The following is a 17166-nucleotide window of genomic DNA, read 5'->3' as shown; positions in this document are numbered from 1 at the left end:
TTCCCCCTTAAACCAACATAATTGCATTGCTACAAAATGTTTTCCCCAGCTTCTGGGTCTCTAGACTTGCGAGCCTGCTCTCTTATTTCGTGCGCTTCTGATGATACGTCATCTTGAGCTGATGTCGGCCGTTGGCGAGTTTCTGGTTGCTTATTATTTTTATGGCTATCATCTTTGCGGCTACTATTTTTTTGCTGCTCGTTACTGTGCTCTGAAGTACCTGAGGGCTCAACAGTATAATCACCAGCCGCGCTGTGACCTAACGGGTTCTTGCTCTGGCTCGTATTTCGACTCTGGTTCTTCAAGTTGTCAGTGCTTTTACTGCTTTTAGCTCTATCACTTTTATCACTTGCATGCTCAACCGCATCTTCTTGGGCCGATTCTTTTCCACCAGAAAAGCCTGTAGACACGCTTTCCCTGCCTTCTGTACCTGGTTCAGGCTTTGGTTCTGGGCTCAGCTCTGGGCTGTCTTCTGAGTTTTCTTCGCGACGTTGAGAGCCTACCTCGCTTCTCTCAACACTAAGGTGCATACCCTGTGGGAATATCCGCTCTCGAGCATCATCCGGCATGCTAATATTCGCGTCTAAGAACGCTTGTGTGATATTACGCATTAGCACAGAAGCCATTTTCAACACGCTGGTTTTTTCTACATCCACCCAAAAGTAAACCTTTACGTTGTAGGTAGAAGCTCCTAATTCATCAATAAGAATTTGCGGTTCAGGGTCGCTTAACACATTGGCTTGCTCTGCCGTAACTTCTCGGGCAATTCGCTGTGCGTTTTGTATGTCAGCGTCGTAACCTACGCCAATAACAAAGTGGCCTCGCATAAGGGGGTTAGCCGTTAAGTTTTTAATCACACCTTTATAAATAGTCGCGTTGGGTATTTGAATATGGTTACCGTCAAAGTCCACCAGCGTTGTCGCTCGTGCCGTCACTTTCTGAATAATGCCGGTGAAGTCATTAATTTGTACGATATCGCCTATGCGGAACGGGCGCTGAATGGTAAGCAAAAGACTTGAAATAAAGTTCTCTGCAATATCGCGAAATGCAAAGCCAAGAATAAGCCCAACTACACCAGTGCCGCTCACAACCGCAATGGCAAAGCCGGTAAGCCCAGCCAAAAATAGAAAAAGATAAATACCAAATAGCATTAAAAGTAGGCTAACGCTTCGTTGAATTACCGAGCGTAGAAGCGGAGATGTAGTAGTTCGGGTTAGCGGGTTAACTAAAACTTTTGCAACATGTGGCGCTAATAAGATGAACGCCACCATAATAACTATGCCTAGCGCCATACCCGGCAAACGATTAATAAAGCTATCCCATAGCTGCGAGAGTAACGACTGAGCGCTGGATAAACTGCCTATCGCGTCTGTCTCATTATCTTGTTGAACCAGAGTTTGAAAAGCACTGAACATAACCCTACTCCTTGGTGTTCATGTGTGATTGCTATTTACAAAAGTTGTTACGAAGCAATAACTAAATAAGATCCCAACCCAATAGTGAACAAGAAGCTACCCCAGATGGCATGCTCAATAACCACAACGGGAGTTGAGTTTGTATGCATGTACCTGTAGCCAAAAATAGCACCGCCAACCCAAGAAACTACTACTGCAATCCAGTTACCATATACCAAATGGGCTAGCCCAAATAGAAAGGTACTTAGCGCCCACCTCGCGTATTTGGAAGGCAAAATACGTTTGTAACGGTGAAAGAAATAGGTACGAAAAATAATCTCTTGCGGGATAACTGACACTATGGGGTAAATCAGCAAAGTCGCCACCCACATCCAAGGCTGATTCATAGGCCAGTGTAAAAACAGCTCGGGTTTTAAAAAATAAACTACCAGCGCCAATAAGCTCGCCCACGGCAAAAATAGCCTGAGCGTACTTTTAAAATGTATTCGATAATCTTCCCAATGCCACAATTTAAAACGTTTAAATTGTTTATCTGCTAACAAGACAGCCAAACAGCACAGCCCCATTCCCCCTAAAATAGGCATGAGATAATCTGCAAAATGCTTAATCCAGTAAAGAACGGCAAAAGGAACTGCTACAAATAGCAAGATCAATTCAGACCACAGCTTTGCCACAACTCACCTCTTTCTTTAGACCACGCTGAACTCGCTGTAGAACTTTCCAGTTAATCTGGTGTACCTGAAAAAACAGCTAAGCCAACAAAATAATTACCAACTGATGACACTTTCGTGAATTTTTACCGTTAGTATTTATGAAAGTGTAGTGCCAAAATGTATGGTCTGAACAAATAATTAGATGCAACTTTAGCCCAATACAGCGCTTCGTTTAGGTAAACCATTATTGGCTTTAAAGTTTTTAAATTTGGTTTCGAAAAATAAAGTGTGAAGAGCCGCGTTTAATAGTGTATTTATCCGTTCTTATCGCTCCTATCATCGTAACCCTTGGTGATTTTCAGTGGAATTGGCTAGTAGATTTCACGTTGTGTTTGTATATCGAACAAAAGTCGTGAAATAATTGCACAAGATGTATAAGGCGATACAAATGACAAAAAATAGCCCTAGCGACGTTTTACAACAGATTGAAAAACACTATGCCGCGTTGTCCCCTTCGGGCAAATCTATCGCGCATTACATTCAGCAAAATCCAATCGCCGTACTAAGCCAGTCCACCTCATTTATTGCAGAAAAAACAGGAACTTCGAAAGCTACCGTAAGTCGCTTTTTTCGCCAGTTAGGCTTCGAGTCGCACCAACAAGCCAAAGACGCATTGGTACAACTGCGAGAGCAAGGCGTACCTGTGGTAAACCCCTCAAGCAGCGTTTTACAGCATGAAAGTGATAGTAAGAATTTAGCTAATACATTCGAAGGTACATCGTCTGAGGCATTAAGAGATATCGCGACATTGCTTGCCTCAGCAGGTCAGGTTACGTTAATTGGGTTTCGTAACGCTTACCCTATTGCTCTTCATTTCAGGCAGCAGCTTAAACAAATTAGGGCGTCGGTTCGCGTACTGCCCCAACCCGGGCAGACCCTTAGTGAAGATCTAATTGATCTCACTGAGAACGATCTTGTGGTGCTTTTCGGCTTTCGCCGCAGGACCCGCCAGTTCAAGTTTGTTCTGAACAGCATTAAACACTGCAAAACTGTGCTTATAACCGACCCTACAGGCCAAGGTTACCGCCAAGATGTAGACCACCTCCTTGTAACCCACATTGGCAGCGACTCTCCTTTCGATAGCTACGCCGCGCCGATGAGCTTAGTCGCATCCCTATGTAACCTTACCTATGATGCCTTAGGCAGCAAGGCCGCAGACCGTGTTGATGCTATTACAGATATCTACATTCAAATGGATGAACTAGAAAGTCCTAAACGTTAACTCTTCCCATAGCACACTTTTTAAGCAATACTGTAAAGGCGGTCGTAGCACACAATTACGATTTCGCAAGCGAAAATGGAACTTTTTCGATAAAAAGAAGGTATAAGTCTTAATGACTTTAATTTTACTGCAGTAAGCGTGTAGTTGAGGTGAATATGGATAAAACGCGAGTAGTCATGGAAGAGGCTAACGGTGTACTAGACTTTTGGTTTGGTGAACTGTCACCTGAACAATGGTTTAAGGAAGATTCTGCACTAGATAAAACCATTGCTTCACGGTTTTCTTCGTTGCGCGCAGCGGCTGTGCGTGGTGAGCTTTGGCCTTGGCGCGCTACGGCCACGGGTAGACTTGCCGAAATTATTCTTCTTGATCAATTTTCCCGAAATATTTATCGCAATCAGCCGGATGCGTTTAGTGCTGACAATATAGCGCTAATATTGGCTCAAGAAGCGGTAAGCGTAGAGGCTGATAAAATGCTTACCCCGCAACAGCGGGCATTTCTTTATATGCCTTTTATGCACAGCGAATCGTTAGCTATTCACGATGTTGCAATGGAACTCTTCTCTCAAGAAGGGCTTGAGCGGGAATATACGTTTGAGAAACGCCATCAGGCGACTATTGAAAGGTTTGGACGCTACCCTCACCGAAACTCGGTGTTAGGCCGTGAATCGACAGCCGAAGAAGCTGCCTTTCTAAAGAAAAACCCTCAAGGCTTTTAGCTATAACCGCAGCCACGATCTAATGGGGGTACGTATACCTTTAACCTACTCCTATTAACCTATCGTCAGTTAATCCAGCAAAAACGCAGACAGATAGGTGAAGTGTAAGACTCAGAAAATCATATAACTCTGTAAACGTGCTTAGCGGTAATCAGCCGTGATCAGCCAAAATAGGCCATAACCGTGCCTTTCTTTGCGTTTTTGCTTACGCCTTCTTCTATTTCCTGTCAGGAATTTATTTCTGTTGAAGCGAAAAGCAACGATCGTTTCTCTTGACTTTAAAGTGAAACAGTTGTTTCATGATAGAAAGACTAATAAAGAAACAATAACTAATAAGTAACGCGCTGTGAGTTCTCCTTTTGTACTAAAGCCCTGTGATGCAAAGTTCACGCAGGCAATTGAAAACTTAGAAGCAACCTTTAATGGCATTAATAACGGTGATGACGACACGTCTTCTTTAAATAACGGGGCAAGCCAAGGGTTAACCGAAGATTCAAAAAAAGCGCGTAACCCAGTCAAACCACTTAGCGGTTTAGGGCTTGCGGTAAAAGACTTATTCGATATGGAAGGTTTACCAACAGCAGCGGGCAACCCGGATTGGTTGGCTACGCACCCCGTACCAAAAAGTACGAATAGCTGCGTGGCGAACACGCTTAAAGCAGGTGCCGCGTTTAAAGGTAAAACCATTACCGACGAACTTGCTTACAGCTTACACGGGCAAAATAAGCATTATGAAACGCTTGTGAACCCGGTAGCGCCAGCTCATATACCTGGCGGTTCTTCGTCGGGCTCTGCGGTTGCCGTTAGCGCACACCTTGCCGATATCGGTCTTGGCACTGATACAGGTGGCTCTATACGCGTACCGTCTAGCTATCAAGGGTTATGGGGGCTTCGCACCACCCATGGTGCCGTCGCTTGCGACAACATGGTAGCCCTTGCGCCATCGTTCGATACCGTGGGATGGATGACAAGGGATTTAGATACGCTGACAAAGGTAGCCAATGTTTGTCTTGATAGCGCTACGCAAAGTGACATATCTGACGAACCTCGCTTGGGTATAGCGGCACACTTATTTGAGCAAACAGCTCACAAATCGCTTTGTCAAACTTGGCTTAACGCCCTTGAAGACAGCAATAATTGTATTGCGCTATCAGAAGCACAGCTTGATTTAAACAAGTTACAAACCGCCGCTACATTTCGCACGTTACAAGGCAGTGAAATTTGGCAGCAGCATGGCGAATGGATTGAAAGTACTCAACCCGACATCGCTAACGATATTATGTTGCGCTTGGATTGGTGTAAAACCATAACAACACAAGATGTAGAACAAGCAAAAGCGCAGCAAACCGTGGTAATAAACCATTTAACTAGGCTGTTTGAAGAAATAGACGTTTTGGTTATTCCCACAACACCTGGTGTTGCACCTCGATGTGACGCCGACGATACGACTCTGGCAAATGATAGAAACGCTCTGCTCGCACTTACTGCAGTAGCCGGGCTTGCGGGTTTACCCCAGCTTCATTTACCGTTGTTTACCCTACACAATGCCCCGTGCGGATTATCGCTTGTGGGCAAAAAAGGCAACGATCTTGCACTTCTCGCGTTAGCTAAAACGCTAACCACTCGCTAAAGGTGTAAAGCGCGCAACGTATCTGTTTAACTTCATTTAAGTGACGGTTATGCCGCACTAAAGTAAAGCACAGAGCGCACTATCGCATTCAAGTTGAAAGTAAGAAGAGAAAGTAAGACTAGAACGCGCGTCTATTTACCTAGCTCTAGACCAACAAGGGCTAAACACGATGGCGTGGTTGCTGAGTTTTTGAAGGAATTAATTATGAGTGAAAAACCTAATATTGCGTTTACAGCCCCTCACTTCGCAGCATCACAAGTGGGCTTAAACATACTAGAAAAAGGCGGTACCGCTATTGAAGCTATGGTAGCCGCTGCAGCCTCTATTGCCGTTGAATACCCACATATGAACGGCATGGGTGGTGACGGGTTTTGGCTTATCAGTGAGCCGGGCAAAAAACCTATTGGTATTGATGCATCTGGCGTAGCAGCAAAAGGCGCAACGCCTGCATTTTACGAAGGGTCTGATGCTATACCTAGTCGAGGCGGGAAGTCTGCATTGACCATGGCAGGCGCCGTAGCCGGTTGGAAAGCTGCCCTTGACATAAGCCATGAATGGCAAAGCGGTTTACCGCTAAACACATTATTCGATACGGCGATAAGCCAAGCTAACTGGGGTATTGAAGTTACTCAAAGCCTAGTTGATGCCAGTAATAAAACCTTCGACGAACTAAGCGCTGACGAGAACTTCGCGCAGTTTTTAATTAAAGGCAAGGCGCTTAAAAAAGGCAAAATTTTAAAGCTAACAAAGCTTTCAGAAACCTTGAAACATTTGGCAGATAAAGGGCTTGATGATTTTTACCACGGTGAATTAGCTGCAAAACTGGCTGAAGACTTAGAAGTGGCTGGCTCCCCTATTCGCCTTGAAGATTTCAACAATTACAAAGCAACGATTGTTGAGCCATTGTCAGTATCTACCAGCAAAGGCAAGCTTTATAACCTGCCTGCACCAACGCAAGGTGTAGCCTCGCTTATTATTTTGGCACTTTATGACAAAGTTCAGCATTTAGGCAATACCGATGCAGACATGGTGCATTTACTGATTGAGTGCACCAAGCAAGCTTTCATTGCTCGCAATGCAAATGTAACCGACCCGTCGCGTACACCGGTAAATTTACAAAGCCTGTTAAGTGACGACGCGCTTGATGAAATGGTAAAAAACATTTCACTGGATAAAGCATTGCCGTGGCCACACGAAGCTAAACATGGCGACACCATATGGATGGGATGCTGCGACTCAGAAGGTCGTATGGTGAGCTACATTCAATCTCTTTATTGGGAGTTCGGTTCAGGCATAGTTAGCCCACAAACCGGCATTGTATGGAATAACCGAGGTACTTCATTCTCGCTAGACCCAAACAGTAACCAATATTTAGCGCCTGGCTTAAAGCCATTTCATACGTTAAACCCAGCGTTTGCCGAGCTTATCGACGGACGTCGTATGAGTTACGGCACCATGGGCGGTGAGGGTCAACCTCAAACCCAAGCGGCGCTATTTGCCCGCCATATTTACCACGGACAGCCTATTGGTAAAGCCATTTCCCTTGGTCGATGGTTACTTGGCAGAACTTGGGGCGATCAAAGCCACAACTTAAAAGCAGAGCGTGACCTAGTTGAATACGTGGGCGAGAGCTTACTGGCCAGAGGGCACGATATGGTAACGGTAGACCCTTGCAACGAACTTATGGGTCATGCGGGTGCCATTATTCGCGACACAGAAGGCACGGTTAGCGGCGCGAGCGACCCTCGAAGTGACGGCAAAGCCTACTTAGGTCATCGCTAGATTCGTGCTTACAGCTAAATATAACGTTAAGACGCGTTCATTAGCACGCACAGGCTAATCTGCGTCAATTAACGCCCTCAAACTGGGGCGTTGTCTAAACCGCGTTAACTGGGATGCGCCTACATGGGCGCATCTGCAACAGCTCGACGCTTACAAATTCGCTAAAGCAACAATTGTTAGAGAGAAAGAAATCACATGCAGTTTTTAATGGATAACCTCACGGTTATATTATCGCTCGCAGGAACGGGCGTATTTGCCGGCATACTAGCAGGTATGCTTGGCGTAGGTGGCGGCATTGTAATTGTGCCGGTACTGTTTTTCTTATTTCAAGCGCTTGGCGTGTCGCCTGAAAGTGCCATGGTTATTGCCACGGCCACGTCGCTTGCCACTATCGTCCCTACTTCAGTTAGCTCTATTCGCGCTCACCACAGTAAAGGCAACGTTGACTTTGCGCTGCTAAAAGCATGGGCAGTATTTATTTTAATTGGGGTACTCGCGGGAAGCTATGCGGTAACCGTGGTTAACCCAACGTTCCTTACTTTGTTATTTGGCGTTATCGCAACCTTATCAGCCATTAATATGCTTATTGGCAAAAAAGATGCGCTATTTAAAGGGCTACCGGGCCGTGCAGGTCAGTCAGTAATGGCAACCTGTATTGGTTTGTTTAGCTCTATGGTGGGTATTGGCGGCGGTACGCTAACCGTGCCTACACTCACTTTTTGTAATTACCCAGCGCACAAAGCTGTGGGAACTGCTGCGGCGGTAGGCTTAATTATTTCGCTACCCGCAGCACTTACGTTGTTATTCGTAGGAACCACACCTGCTGACGCCCCCTTTGCAACATACGGCTATGTAAACTTGCTAGGTTTTGCCTGTATTGTTCCGCTAACGGTCTTATTTGCACCAGTCGGCGCGACCATTGCCAACAAGCTAGACGCAGGTTTACTTAAGAAAATCTTCGCTGTTGTTCTTATCATCACTGGCTTGCGCATGCTAGCGCAAGTACTTATCTAGGAGTGCCCACATGTTTAAAGAAGCGTCTACAAGTACTTTCGCGCCACTTAATCCACCACCTCGGTTGTTAATGGGCCCAGGCCCTATTAACTGCTACCCACGTGTGTTAAGCGCTATGTCTACACAATTGGTGGGCCAGTATGACCCGGTAATGACAGGCTACATGAATGAGACAATGCAGCTTTATCGCAATGTGTTTAATACTAAAAACCAGCAAACCTTTTTGGTCGACGGTACATCGCGCGCGGGTATCGAGGCGGTTTTAGTATCGGCAATAGAGCCAGGCGACAAAGTCCTTGTGCCTATTTTCGGGCGCTTCGGTCATTTACTTGCTGAAATTGCAGAGCGTGCCGATGCAGAAGTACACACCATTGAAGTGCCTTGGGGTGAAGTATTTACGCCTGAGCGAATAGAAGCAGCAGTAAAAGAAGTAAAGCCTAAGTTGCTTGCCATAGTACAGGGCGATACATCTACCACAATGCTTCAACCGCTTGAGCATATTGGCGAAATTTGTGAGGCGAACGACGTTTTGTTTTACTGCGATGCAACCGCGTCAGTAGGTGGAAATCCACTGGATGTTGATGCATGGAAATTAGATGCGGTATCGGTTGGCCTTCAAAAGTGTTTGGGTGGTCCGTCAGGTAGTGCGCCTATTACCCTTAGCGACAAGTTCGTTAAGACCGTACGTACCCGCCATCACGTTGAAGCCGGTATTCGCGATGCCCATCACGAGGCGGCACGCGGCCCTAAAATTCGCTCTAACTACTTCGATTTACCCATGATCATGGATTATTGGGGTGAAGAGCGCTTAAATCATCATACCGAAGCGGCCAGTATGCTTTACTGTGCGCGTGAATGTGCACGCGTGCATTTAGAAGAAGGTCAGCAAAACGTTATTGCTCGTCACAAAGTGGCTGGTGACGCCATGCTTGCCGGTATTCAGGCTATGGGGCTTGAACCATTCGGCAACCTTAAGCACAAAATGTACAACGTGGTAGGTGTTCATATTCCAGATGGTGTTCACGGCGAAGAAGTACGCGAAACCCTTCTGCTACGCTTTAATATTGAAATTGGCACCAGCTTTGGGCCATTAAAAGGTAAGATTTGGCGCATAGGGACTATGGGCTACAACGCCAGAGAAGATGCCGTACTGCATACACTCCAATCGCTTGAAACCGTACTTCGCATGCAAGGGTTTGCGCTACCTGCGGGCAAAGGAGTAGACGCTGCGCTTAGCGTTTATGCTGAGGCTAAAGCAACGGGAGTTGCGAATGGGTGAATTCGTAGAATTTACTGAACTAGCGACCCAAGTTATGGCAAGGTGTGAGACGTTAGGCACCTTAAGCCAAGATCCCACTTGCCTAGACAGGCGCTATTTAACCGAGCAGCACAAGCTTGCCAATCAACTGGCGTCTGGCTGGATGATTGAGGCGGGCATGACCACTTGGCAAGATGCCGTGGGCAACATTTGGGGGCGCTATACCTCCAGTGTGCCCAATGCACCGCGATTAATTCTAGGAAGTCACCTGGACACCGTGCCCAACGGCGGTAAGTACGACGGAATGCTGGGCGTAGTGGCTGCTATCTCAATGGTTGCTATGTTCGACGGCACCCAAACTAAGTTCCCGTTCCACATCGACATTGTGGGCTTTTGTGATGAAGAAGGCACGCGTTTTGGCACCACGCTATTAGGTAGCCGCGCGCTAACCGGCAAATGGCAAGAGCAGTGGCGTCACTTAAAAGATGAAAACGGTGTAAGCCTAGAACAAGCCATGGCTAACTTTGGGCTTAGTTTCGATGCGGTTAACAGCGCGGCTATTTCCCCCACCGATATTCTGGGCTACCTAGAGCTTCACATTGAACAAGGCCCTGTTTTAGAGCAAGAAAACCTGCCTGTAGGTGTCGTAAGTGCTATTGCAGGTGCCAAGCGTTTTAACTTTACCGTAGAAGGAATGGCGGGACACGCCGGCACTGTGCCCATGTCTATGCGTCGTGACGCCCTGTGCGCTAGTGCAGAAATGTTACTAGCGGTAGAGAGCATAAGCTTACAACGCCCCGGCGTAGTGGCCACCGTAGGTAAGATTGAGAATGCACCAAACGGCGTAAATGTTATATCTGGTCGCACGCGATTTTCCCTTGATATCAGAAGCGAAGATGACGATTTACGCGATTCAGTATTGGCAGAAATATTGCAAAAATTTGATGACATTGCGCAAGCTAGGCAGTTAACACTTACCCGCGAGCAAACCCATAGTGCGCCTGCGGTACATTGCGATAGTCAGTTAAAGCAAGCGCTCGTACGCGGTGTTCAAGAAAGCGGTATAGCACCGCGAATTCTTGCTTCAGGTGCGGGTCACGATGCCATGGCTATAGCAGATATTTGCCCTGTAGCCATGCTTTTCACGCGCTGTAAGGGTGGCATAAGCCATCACCCAGCTGAGTCTATTACCCATGAGGATGTGGCTGCCAGTTTGTCGGTGCTTTATAAAACCATAAGCAAACTCAAGCACGTGTAATGTTCAAATCAGTACAGTCTTAAACAAGGGTCGATAATGAAAATAACAAGGATTTACAACGATGAAGCGGGCAAGAGCCACTTTGGCGAGGTTGAAATAGCGCTAAAAGACGGCGGTCCTATCGGTATGCTTTCAGAGAAATTTGGTGCAGATAAAATTATCTTTCGCGAGACACCTGCCGACTATGACTTCAAATGGCACCCTGCCCCAGCACGACAACTGCTTTTCATTTTAAAAGGACGTGCGGAATTTACAGTATCAAACGGAGAGCGCCATGTATTTGGAGCAGGCGATGTACTGCTGCTAGAAGATACCGAGGGTGAAGGTCACTGCTCTCGCGCGATGTACAATGAAGTACGTCACTCAATTTTTGTCACGCTAGATGAAGGCGTTACGCTTTAAATTAAACCTTCGAATCTCTCTTGAAAAAATGCGCTAATTTAGCGCATTTTTTTGTTTAAGCACCAAATTGGGGCTTACCCATTCATCCTTCTTATCCATCAAGATATAGGAATTAAAAATTCACTATTAAAAACAGTGTGATACAGCGGCAATTACAAGCAGACCAATTGGTCAATATCTTGCAGTTATTGACCAACTGTTATTAAGAAATATTGCTCATGTCTTCAAATCACAGCGAATTACTTTACGATCTTCATGATAGCCCGGCATTTCTTCCTTCTCTTACCGCGGCGTTCCAGCATTTATTAGCCAGCTTTGTTGGCGTTATTACCCCAACACTCATCGTTACCTCTACACTAGGACTTACCGAATATACGCCTTACCTTATCAGCATGGCACTGTTTGTTAGTGGCCTAGGTACTGCAATACAAACAAAGCGTATTGGGCCGGTAGGTAGCGGTTTGGTCGCTATTCAAGGCACCAGCTTTGCGTTTATTAGCGCGCTGATTTTGGCGGGAAACCAAGTTAAAGCGAATGGCGGTACGCCCGAAGATATCTTAGCACTGCTGTTTGGACTCACTATGGCGGGTGCGCTTGTTGAGGTCGTATTCAGTCTATTTGTAGATAAGCTTAAGCGTATCATTACCCCTTTAACTACGGGCATTGTGATCACAGCCATAGGGCTTAGTTTAATTAACGTGGGCATGACCGACCTTGCAGGCGGGTTTCATGCAGCAGACTTTGCGAGTACTGACAACCTAGCGGTAGGTCTTGGCGTGTTGCTTGTTATTGTATTTTTAAACGCATCTCACAATCATTGGCTACGCTTAAGTGCTATTTTTATTGGCATGGCCATTGGTGCAACTTATGTTGGGTTCACAAAAGGTCTTGATTTTAGCGGCCTTGCCTCTTTATCTATTGTCGCTATTCCTACGCCATTTGCGTTTGGCATCTCATTTGATATCAATCTGTTTTTGCCTATTGCGCTAATTTACTTATTCAGCGCTATAGAAACAGCGGGCGATCTTACGGCCAACAGCCTTTTCTGCAAGCAGCCGGTGAGCGGTCCAATTTACTTAACTAGAATAAAGGGCGGTATTTTAGGCGACGGCGTGAATTCGCTACTGGCCGGTATGTTTAACACGTTTCCGAACACTACCTTTGGCCAAAATAATGGAGTTATCCAGCTAACCGGCATTGCAAGTCGTAAAGTGGGCTTCTTTGTTTCTGCGCTGTTTGTACTTATTGGCTGCTTTCCAATTGTGGGTGGTGTGCTTCAGGCCATCCCTAAGCCGGTTTTAGGCGGTGCAACATTAGTAATGTTTGCCATGGTTGCAGTAGGCGGCCTTAAACTTCTTGCCAGCTATGCCTTGGATAGACGCAGCAGTTTAGTTACGGCGTGCGCTCTCGGCATGGCAATTGGTGTAATGATGGTACCCGAAGCCTTAGCCGAACTCCCTAATTGGCTTGAAAATGTTCTGCTTTCCCCGGTTACATCAGCAGGACTTACGGCGGTCATTTTAGATTTAACGCTACCCGGGAAAAAAGCCGCAAATGAGAAGTCAGAAATTTTAGCCGCCACCGGCAATCAACTTTCAGAAGGTAATGCTAGTGAAGCTTTGGATGACTCGGTCAAAACCGCTTCCCCAGAGATAAAAAAGCGTACTAAAGAGAATTGCAGCAGCTCAGTAACTTCACCCCGTAAAGCGATATTAGGTATAAAGCAGCGCCAAGTACTGCGCCCTGCTCTTTATAGTGCAAAACCACGATAGAAATCACTGCGAAGGTGCAAAAATAAGAAAAACCTTATTCGTTAACATAATGATAACAATATAAGAACAACATTATATTTTTAAATCCATATAATTCAGCAACTTAAGAGCAGGTTAAAAGTTGACCAACTGGTTAGGAAGTTGGCACCCATCCTGCTAAACCTCTTGTATACAGCAAGGCGCAATAGAAATAGTGCGTTGATAAAGCCCTAAAAAAGGGCAACTAAAAATAACGAGGAAACCATGAAAAACACTACATTCGCATTATCTCCTCTAGCAAAAGCCTTAGCGATGACAACGGCGGTAGCCTTGTCATCTCAAGCATTTGCACAAGAAGAGACAGAGGTAAAAGAGAAAGATGTCGAAAAGATTCAGGTAACTGGGTCACTAGGCAGCTTGCCTGGCCAAGACGTTGAATCGGTATTTGGCTTTGGTAAATCTATTCTTGAAACACCCCGTTCAGCATCTACTATTTCTCAGGAGCAGATGGAACGTTTTAACGTCTCTGATATTGATGAATTAGTAGCATTTGCACCGGGTACGTTCACCCAGTCTTTCTTTGGTGTTGCGGGTTCACTTGACGTACGTGGTACACCGGGTGAGACATATTTTCGTGGCGTTAAGCGTCTAGATAACCCGGGTAACTACCCTACCCCTATCGGCGCATCTAGCCGTATCGATATCGTACGCGGCCCTGCATCTCCCATTTATGGCCCGTCTAAAATTGGTGGTTATCTAAACTTTAATCCTAAATCTGCCCGTGCTTCTGGCGGTCAGTATCTAGATGCACCTACTGGCGCCTTGTCATACACCACTGGTTCTTGGGATAAAAGCATTTTAACCGCAGAGGTTGGCGGACCTACTAGCGTTGCTGGCAAAGATATGGGCTACTACATTTACGGTGAGCTAGAAAACTCAGATAGCTACTACGAAAACACACAAACCGACCAAACTATTTTACAAGCCGCTTTCAACATAGATGTTACCGACAACCTTCGCTTCGAATTCGGTGGTATGTACCATGATTACGATGGCAACCAAGTTGCTGGTTGGAACCGCTTAACCCAAGAACTTATTGACGACGGTACTTATATTACAGGTACTGCCCAGTCTTTAGATACGGATGGCGACGGTTCAATTAGCCATGAAGAATATGGTGCAGTAAACATTGCGGGTAACAGTTTCTTCTACGTGCCTGGGTCAACATTTACCGATGATGAAGCTACTCCATTAATGGCGCTAGAAAATGTTGGTACTACCACGTTAAGCGGCAGCCAAGTATTAGTTGCACCAGATGACCAACTTGGTAACGAAGCGATAACGTTCTACTTCGATACTATTTACTACTCAGATAACTGGGAAATTCGTAACCAGTTCTTTTACGATTCATACGATAACATCAATGAAAATGCGTATGGTTTCTCTCAGTTCCACGATAGCTGGGTTGTTGAAGACAAACTAGTTTTCGCTACAGAGTATGAAAACGACAGCTTGTTAGCACAACTCCAAATTTCTCCGTCAATTCGTTACACCGACTTCTTACACGGTGATGACTTTACGTATGAATATTTTAACCGCCGTGATTTGACTATGCCTTCATCGGCATTAGACAGAAGATTACTGTCAACTCGTTCAGGCATGAATTATGATAACTACGATGATGGTAACTACCTTGATATAGGTTTAGGTGTAATGACCGACCTTACTTGGGATTGGGGCTTAAACCTTGTTCTTGGAGCACGTTATGACACCATTGATATTGAAACCACTTCACGTCAAGACCTTATATTGCCAAGCGCTCGCATTGAAGGTAACGAGGGTACACCAGTTTCTGCGGAAGATACGGTAGGTGGATGGTCTTGGAATGCCAGTATCTCTTATGAACTACCATTTGGCTTAATTCCTTACATCACTGCCGCTGAACAAGCGACCATTATTGCTGGTCAAGGTGCCGAGATTGGTGTAGAGCAACTTGAAGACGGTGCGTTCGATACTTCTGAGCTATTTGAGTTTGGTGTGAAAGGTTCACTGCTAGATGACACGCTTTACTTTGCACTTTCATCGTTCGAGATGGAAAGAACTGATTTCAGCAGTCAGAATACCGTAACGAACAACACTACGAACAACAAAGGGACTGAATTTGAACTTCGTTGGGTTGTGAACGAAAACTTAGTCGTATCTGCGGGCTACACTAACATTAAAGTTATCAATCTTACTGCACGTGAAAACGGAAGCCAGTTTGGTTTCTTAGGCGCTGAAGACTTATCTAGCCTTACCGATCCTTCGTTAATATTTGGTGGTAACGTAATTGGCTTGAACTTAATTGGTGAAGGCTTCGCTAACACAGATGCACGCAAAGCAGGTATTCCTGAAAACGTTTACACAGTAACAGCAACTTACGATTTCCAAAATGGTTATGCCGCTAACGTTAGTGTTGTAGATGTTGAAGAAGTAGCATCAGGCTTCTCTGCTGCTGTAACACTACCGGCTTACACGCTAGTTAATGCTGGCTTATCTTATCAGGCTGAAGACTGGTCATTTAACCTAACCGTTAAAAACTTAACCGATGAGCGTTATTTCCGTTCTAACTTCCCAGATCTGTTTGGTAGCCAAGTTGTTCTACCTGAACTACCGCGTCACTGGAATGCTAAATTTACTTATTCATTCTAAGTATGCTTAGTTGTAGTGTTGTCGAACTTCTATCCAAGATAGAAGTTCGACGATTTAATTCACTGCATCACATTCACTAAAGAGCTCAGTTTTTTTTAAAACTTGAGCTCTTTTTTTAGGAGTATCTTATGTCTCTATCCCACTTCATTCGACATTTTTTACAGTTTCCGCTATTGCGTATTGGTAAACACAACCTCAATACAATTTTTTATAAGCCAGCGGCATTGGCTGTATTCATAAGCTTAGTAATAACTGTTTTATCTACCAAAGCTCACGCCAACAACGAAGAAAAGCCTATGGAAGTTAAAGTGGTAGTGGTGAGTATGTTTGAAATTGGCGATGATGAAGGTGACGCACCCGGCGAATTTCAATTATGGAAAGCCCGTCAAAAACTCACAACAAAATACCCACTGCCCCACGGCTTTCACGATGTGTATGCAAACACTGAAACGGGCGTAATTGGCATAGTAACGGGTATGGGCATTGCGCGTGCTTCAGCGGCTATAATGGCCCTAGGGCTCGACCCTCGTTTCGACTTGTCAAAAGCCTATTGGCTTGTAGCTGGCATTGCTGGTGTCGACCCTGCCGATAACACTATTGGCAGCGCTATTTGGACCGATTATGTTGTAGATGGTGACTTGGCACATCAGATTGATGCAAGAGAAATCCCTTCAACGTGGAGTACAGGTTATTTTCCTCTGTTTACTCACGCGCCTTATGACAATGCCGAATCAGTGAATGTGAATAATAGCCCGAACGGCGAGGTTTACGCGCTTAACCTTCCTTTGGCAAAATGGGCTTATTCGATGACCAAAGACACCAAACTTTTAAACAACGAGGCAATGGATGCACTACGAACAAAATACACCCACTCACCTAATGCGAGGGTACTTCCTAATGTGTCTATGGGTGCCCATTTATCTGCCTCTACTTTTTGGCATGGAGAGAAACTAAACACGTGGGCAAACAAATGGGTTGAATATTGGACGCAGGGCAAAGGAGACTTTGTCACATCGGGCATGGAAGACTCGGCTACGCTTCAAAGTTTGACCTATTTAGATAATGCCGGTTTGGTAGATAAAAACCGCGTAATGATTTTAAGAACTGCGAGTAATTTTACTATGCAGCCACCATCGCTAAGCGCATCAGAAAATTTGAAACTTGAAAGCTCGGGTGAGGGTTATGCTGCAATGGGAGCAGCAATTGAAGCGGCGTATAACGTAGGTTCGCGTGTTGTCGACTATATCACTGGAAACTGGGATTCCGTAGAAGGCAACATACCTAGCGCTAAATAAACGCAAAATACTGATT

The 17166-nt window shown here is 45.4% G+C and carries 13 protein-coding genes; 11 read left to right on the top strand and 2 right to left on the bottom strand.

Annotated features, from left to right (window positions below; genetic code table 11):
* Positions 1–29 precede the first annotated feature (29 nt).
* Both ACYX4W_RS11075 and ACYX4W_RS11070 read right to left on the bottom strand, forming a co-directional pair.
* The gene (locus ACYX4W_RS11075) at positions 30–1415 is read right to left on the bottom strand and encodes a mechanosensitive ion channel family protein (protein ID WP_476073221.1); all 1386 of its coding nucleotides are present in this window, start codon (positions 1413–1415) and stop codon (positions 30–32) included.
* A gap of 47 nt (positions 1416–1462) precedes the next feature.
* Positions 1463–2089, bottom strand: coding sequence for a CPBP family intramembrane glutamic endopeptidase (locus ACYX4W_RS11070; RefSeq protein ID WP_476073220.1), 627 nt, complete (start codon positions 2087–2089; stop codon positions 1463–1465).
* A gap of 427 nt (positions 2090–2516) precedes the next feature.
* On the opposite strand from ACYX4W_RS11070, the gene ACYX4W_RS11065 reads away from it, so the two are divergent.
* The 11 genes from ACYX4W_RS11065 (at position 2517) to ACYX4W_RS11015 (ending at position 17150) form a co-directional block, all read left to right on the top strand.
* Positions 2517–3350, top strand: coding sequence for a MurR/RpiR family transcriptional regulator (locus ACYX4W_RS11065; protein WP_476073219.1), 834 nt, complete (start codon positions 2517–2519; stop codon positions 3348–3350).
* A 155-nt stretch (positions 3351–3505) separates the two neighbouring features.
* Entirely contained in the window at positions 3506–4069 is a 564-nt protein-coding gene (locus tag ACYX4W_RS11060; protein ID WP_476073218.1) for a DUF924 family protein, read from the top strand.
* A gap of 346 nt (positions 4070–4415) precedes the next feature.
* Complete coding sequence (locus ACYX4W_RS11055) at positions 4416–5699, top strand: amidase (protein ID WP_476073217.1); 1284 nt, start codon at positions 4416–4418, stop codon at positions 5697–5699.
* 204 nt (positions 5700–5903) lie between these two features.
* Entirely contained in the window at positions 5904–7481 is a 1578-nt protein-coding gene (locus ACYX4W_RS11050) for a gamma-glutamyltransferase family protein (RefSeq protein WP_476073216.1), read from the top strand.
* 195 nt (positions 7482–7676) lie between these two features.
* The gene (locus tag ACYX4W_RS11045) at positions 7677–8495 is read left to right on the top strand and encodes a sulfite exporter TauE/SafE family protein (RefSeq protein ID WP_179983038.1); all 819 of its coding nucleotides are present in this window, start codon (positions 7677–7679) and stop codon (positions 8493–8495) included.
* A gap of 10 nt (positions 8496–8505) precedes the next feature.
* Positions 8506–9774, top strand: coding sequence for a pyridoxal-phosphate-dependent aminotransferase family protein (locus tag ACYX4W_RS11040; protein ID WP_476073215.1), 1269 nt, complete (start codon positions 8506–8508; stop codon positions 9772–9774).
* Entirely contained in the window at positions 9767–11011 is a 1245-nt protein-coding gene (locus ACYX4W_RS11035; protein ID WP_476073214.1) for an allantoate amidohydrolase, read from the top strand. Before ACYX4W_RS11040 ends, ACYX4W_RS11035 begins: the two co-directional genes overlap by 8 nt.
* Positions 11012–11047: 36 nt before the next feature.
* Entirely contained in the window at positions 11048–11413 is a 366-nt protein-coding gene (locus tag ACYX4W_RS11030; RefSeq protein ID WP_476073213.1) for an AraC family ligand binding domain-containing protein, read from the top strand.
* 218 nt (positions 11414–11631) lie between these two features.
* Positions 11632–13185, top strand: a complete 1554-nt coding sequence (locus tag ACYX4W_RS11025; RefSeq protein ID WP_476073212.1) for a uracil-xanthine permease family protein — start codon at positions 11632–11634, stop codon at positions 13183–13185.
* 243 nt (positions 13186–13428) lie between these two features.
* The gene (locus ACYX4W_RS11020) at positions 13429–15855 is read left to right on the top strand and encodes a TonB-dependent siderophore receptor (RefSeq protein WP_476073211.1); all 2427 of its coding nucleotides are present in this window, start codon (positions 13429–13431) and stop codon (positions 15853–15855) included.
* A 128-nt stretch (positions 15856–15983) separates the two neighbouring features.
* Positions 15984–17150, top strand: coding sequence for a purine nucleoside permease (locus tag ACYX4W_RS11015; RefSeq protein WP_476073210.1), 1167 nt, complete (start codon positions 15984–15986; stop codon positions 17148–17150).
* The last annotated feature ends 16 nt before the right edge of the window (positions 17151–17166 follow it).

Source organism: Alteromonas sp. ABH4_454, from assembly GCF_056311775.1.
This window is presented reverse-complemented; position numbering and strand designations above follow the sequence as displayed.

Bases quoted from the DNA above. Each gene is read 5' to 3' on its own strand.
- ACYX4W_RS11050 (WP_476073216.1), top strand. From the start codon at position 5,904: ATGAGTGAAAAACCTAATATTGCGTTTACAGCCCCTCACTTCGCAGCA.
- ACYX4W_RS11035 (WP_476073214.1), top strand. From the start codon at position 9,767: ATGGGTGAATTCGTAGAATTTACTGAACTAGCGACCCAAGTTATGGCA.
- ACYX4W_RS11045 (WP_179983038.1), top strand. From the start codon at position 7,677: ATGCAGTTTTTAATGGATAACCTCACGGTTATATTATCGCTCGCAGGA.
- ACYX4W_RS11060 (WP_476073218.1), top strand. From the start codon at position 3,506: ATGGATAAAACGCGAGTAGTCATGGAAGAGGCTAACGGTGTACTAGAC.
- ACYX4W_RS11030 (WP_476073213.1), top strand. From the start codon at position 11,048: ATGAAAATAACAAGGATTTACAACGATGAAGCGGGCAAGAGCCACTTT.
- ACYX4W_RS11065 (WP_476073219.1), top strand. From the start codon at position 2,517: ATGACAAAAAATAGCCCTAGCGACGTTTTACAACAGATTGAAAAACAC.
- ACYX4W_RS11040 (WP_476073215.1), top strand. From the start codon at position 8,506: ATGTTTAAAGAAGCGTCTACAAGTACTTTCGCGCCACTTAATCCACCA.
- ACYX4W_RS11075 (WP_476073221.1), bottom strand. From the start codon at position 1,415: ATGTTCAGTGCTTTTCAAACTCTGGTTCAACAAGATAATGAGACAGAC.
- ACYX4W_RS11025 (WP_476073212.1), top strand. From the start codon at position 11,632: ATGTCTTCAAATCACAGCGAATTACTTTACGATCTTCATGATAGCCCG.
- ACYX4W_RS11015 (WP_476073210.1), top strand. From the start codon at position 15,984: ATGTCTCTATCCCACTTCATTCGACATTTTTTACAGTTTCCGCTATTG.
- ACYX4W_RS11020 (WP_476073211.1), top strand. From the start codon at position 13,429: ATGAAAAACACTACATTCGCATTATCTCCTCTAGCAAAAGCCTTAGCG.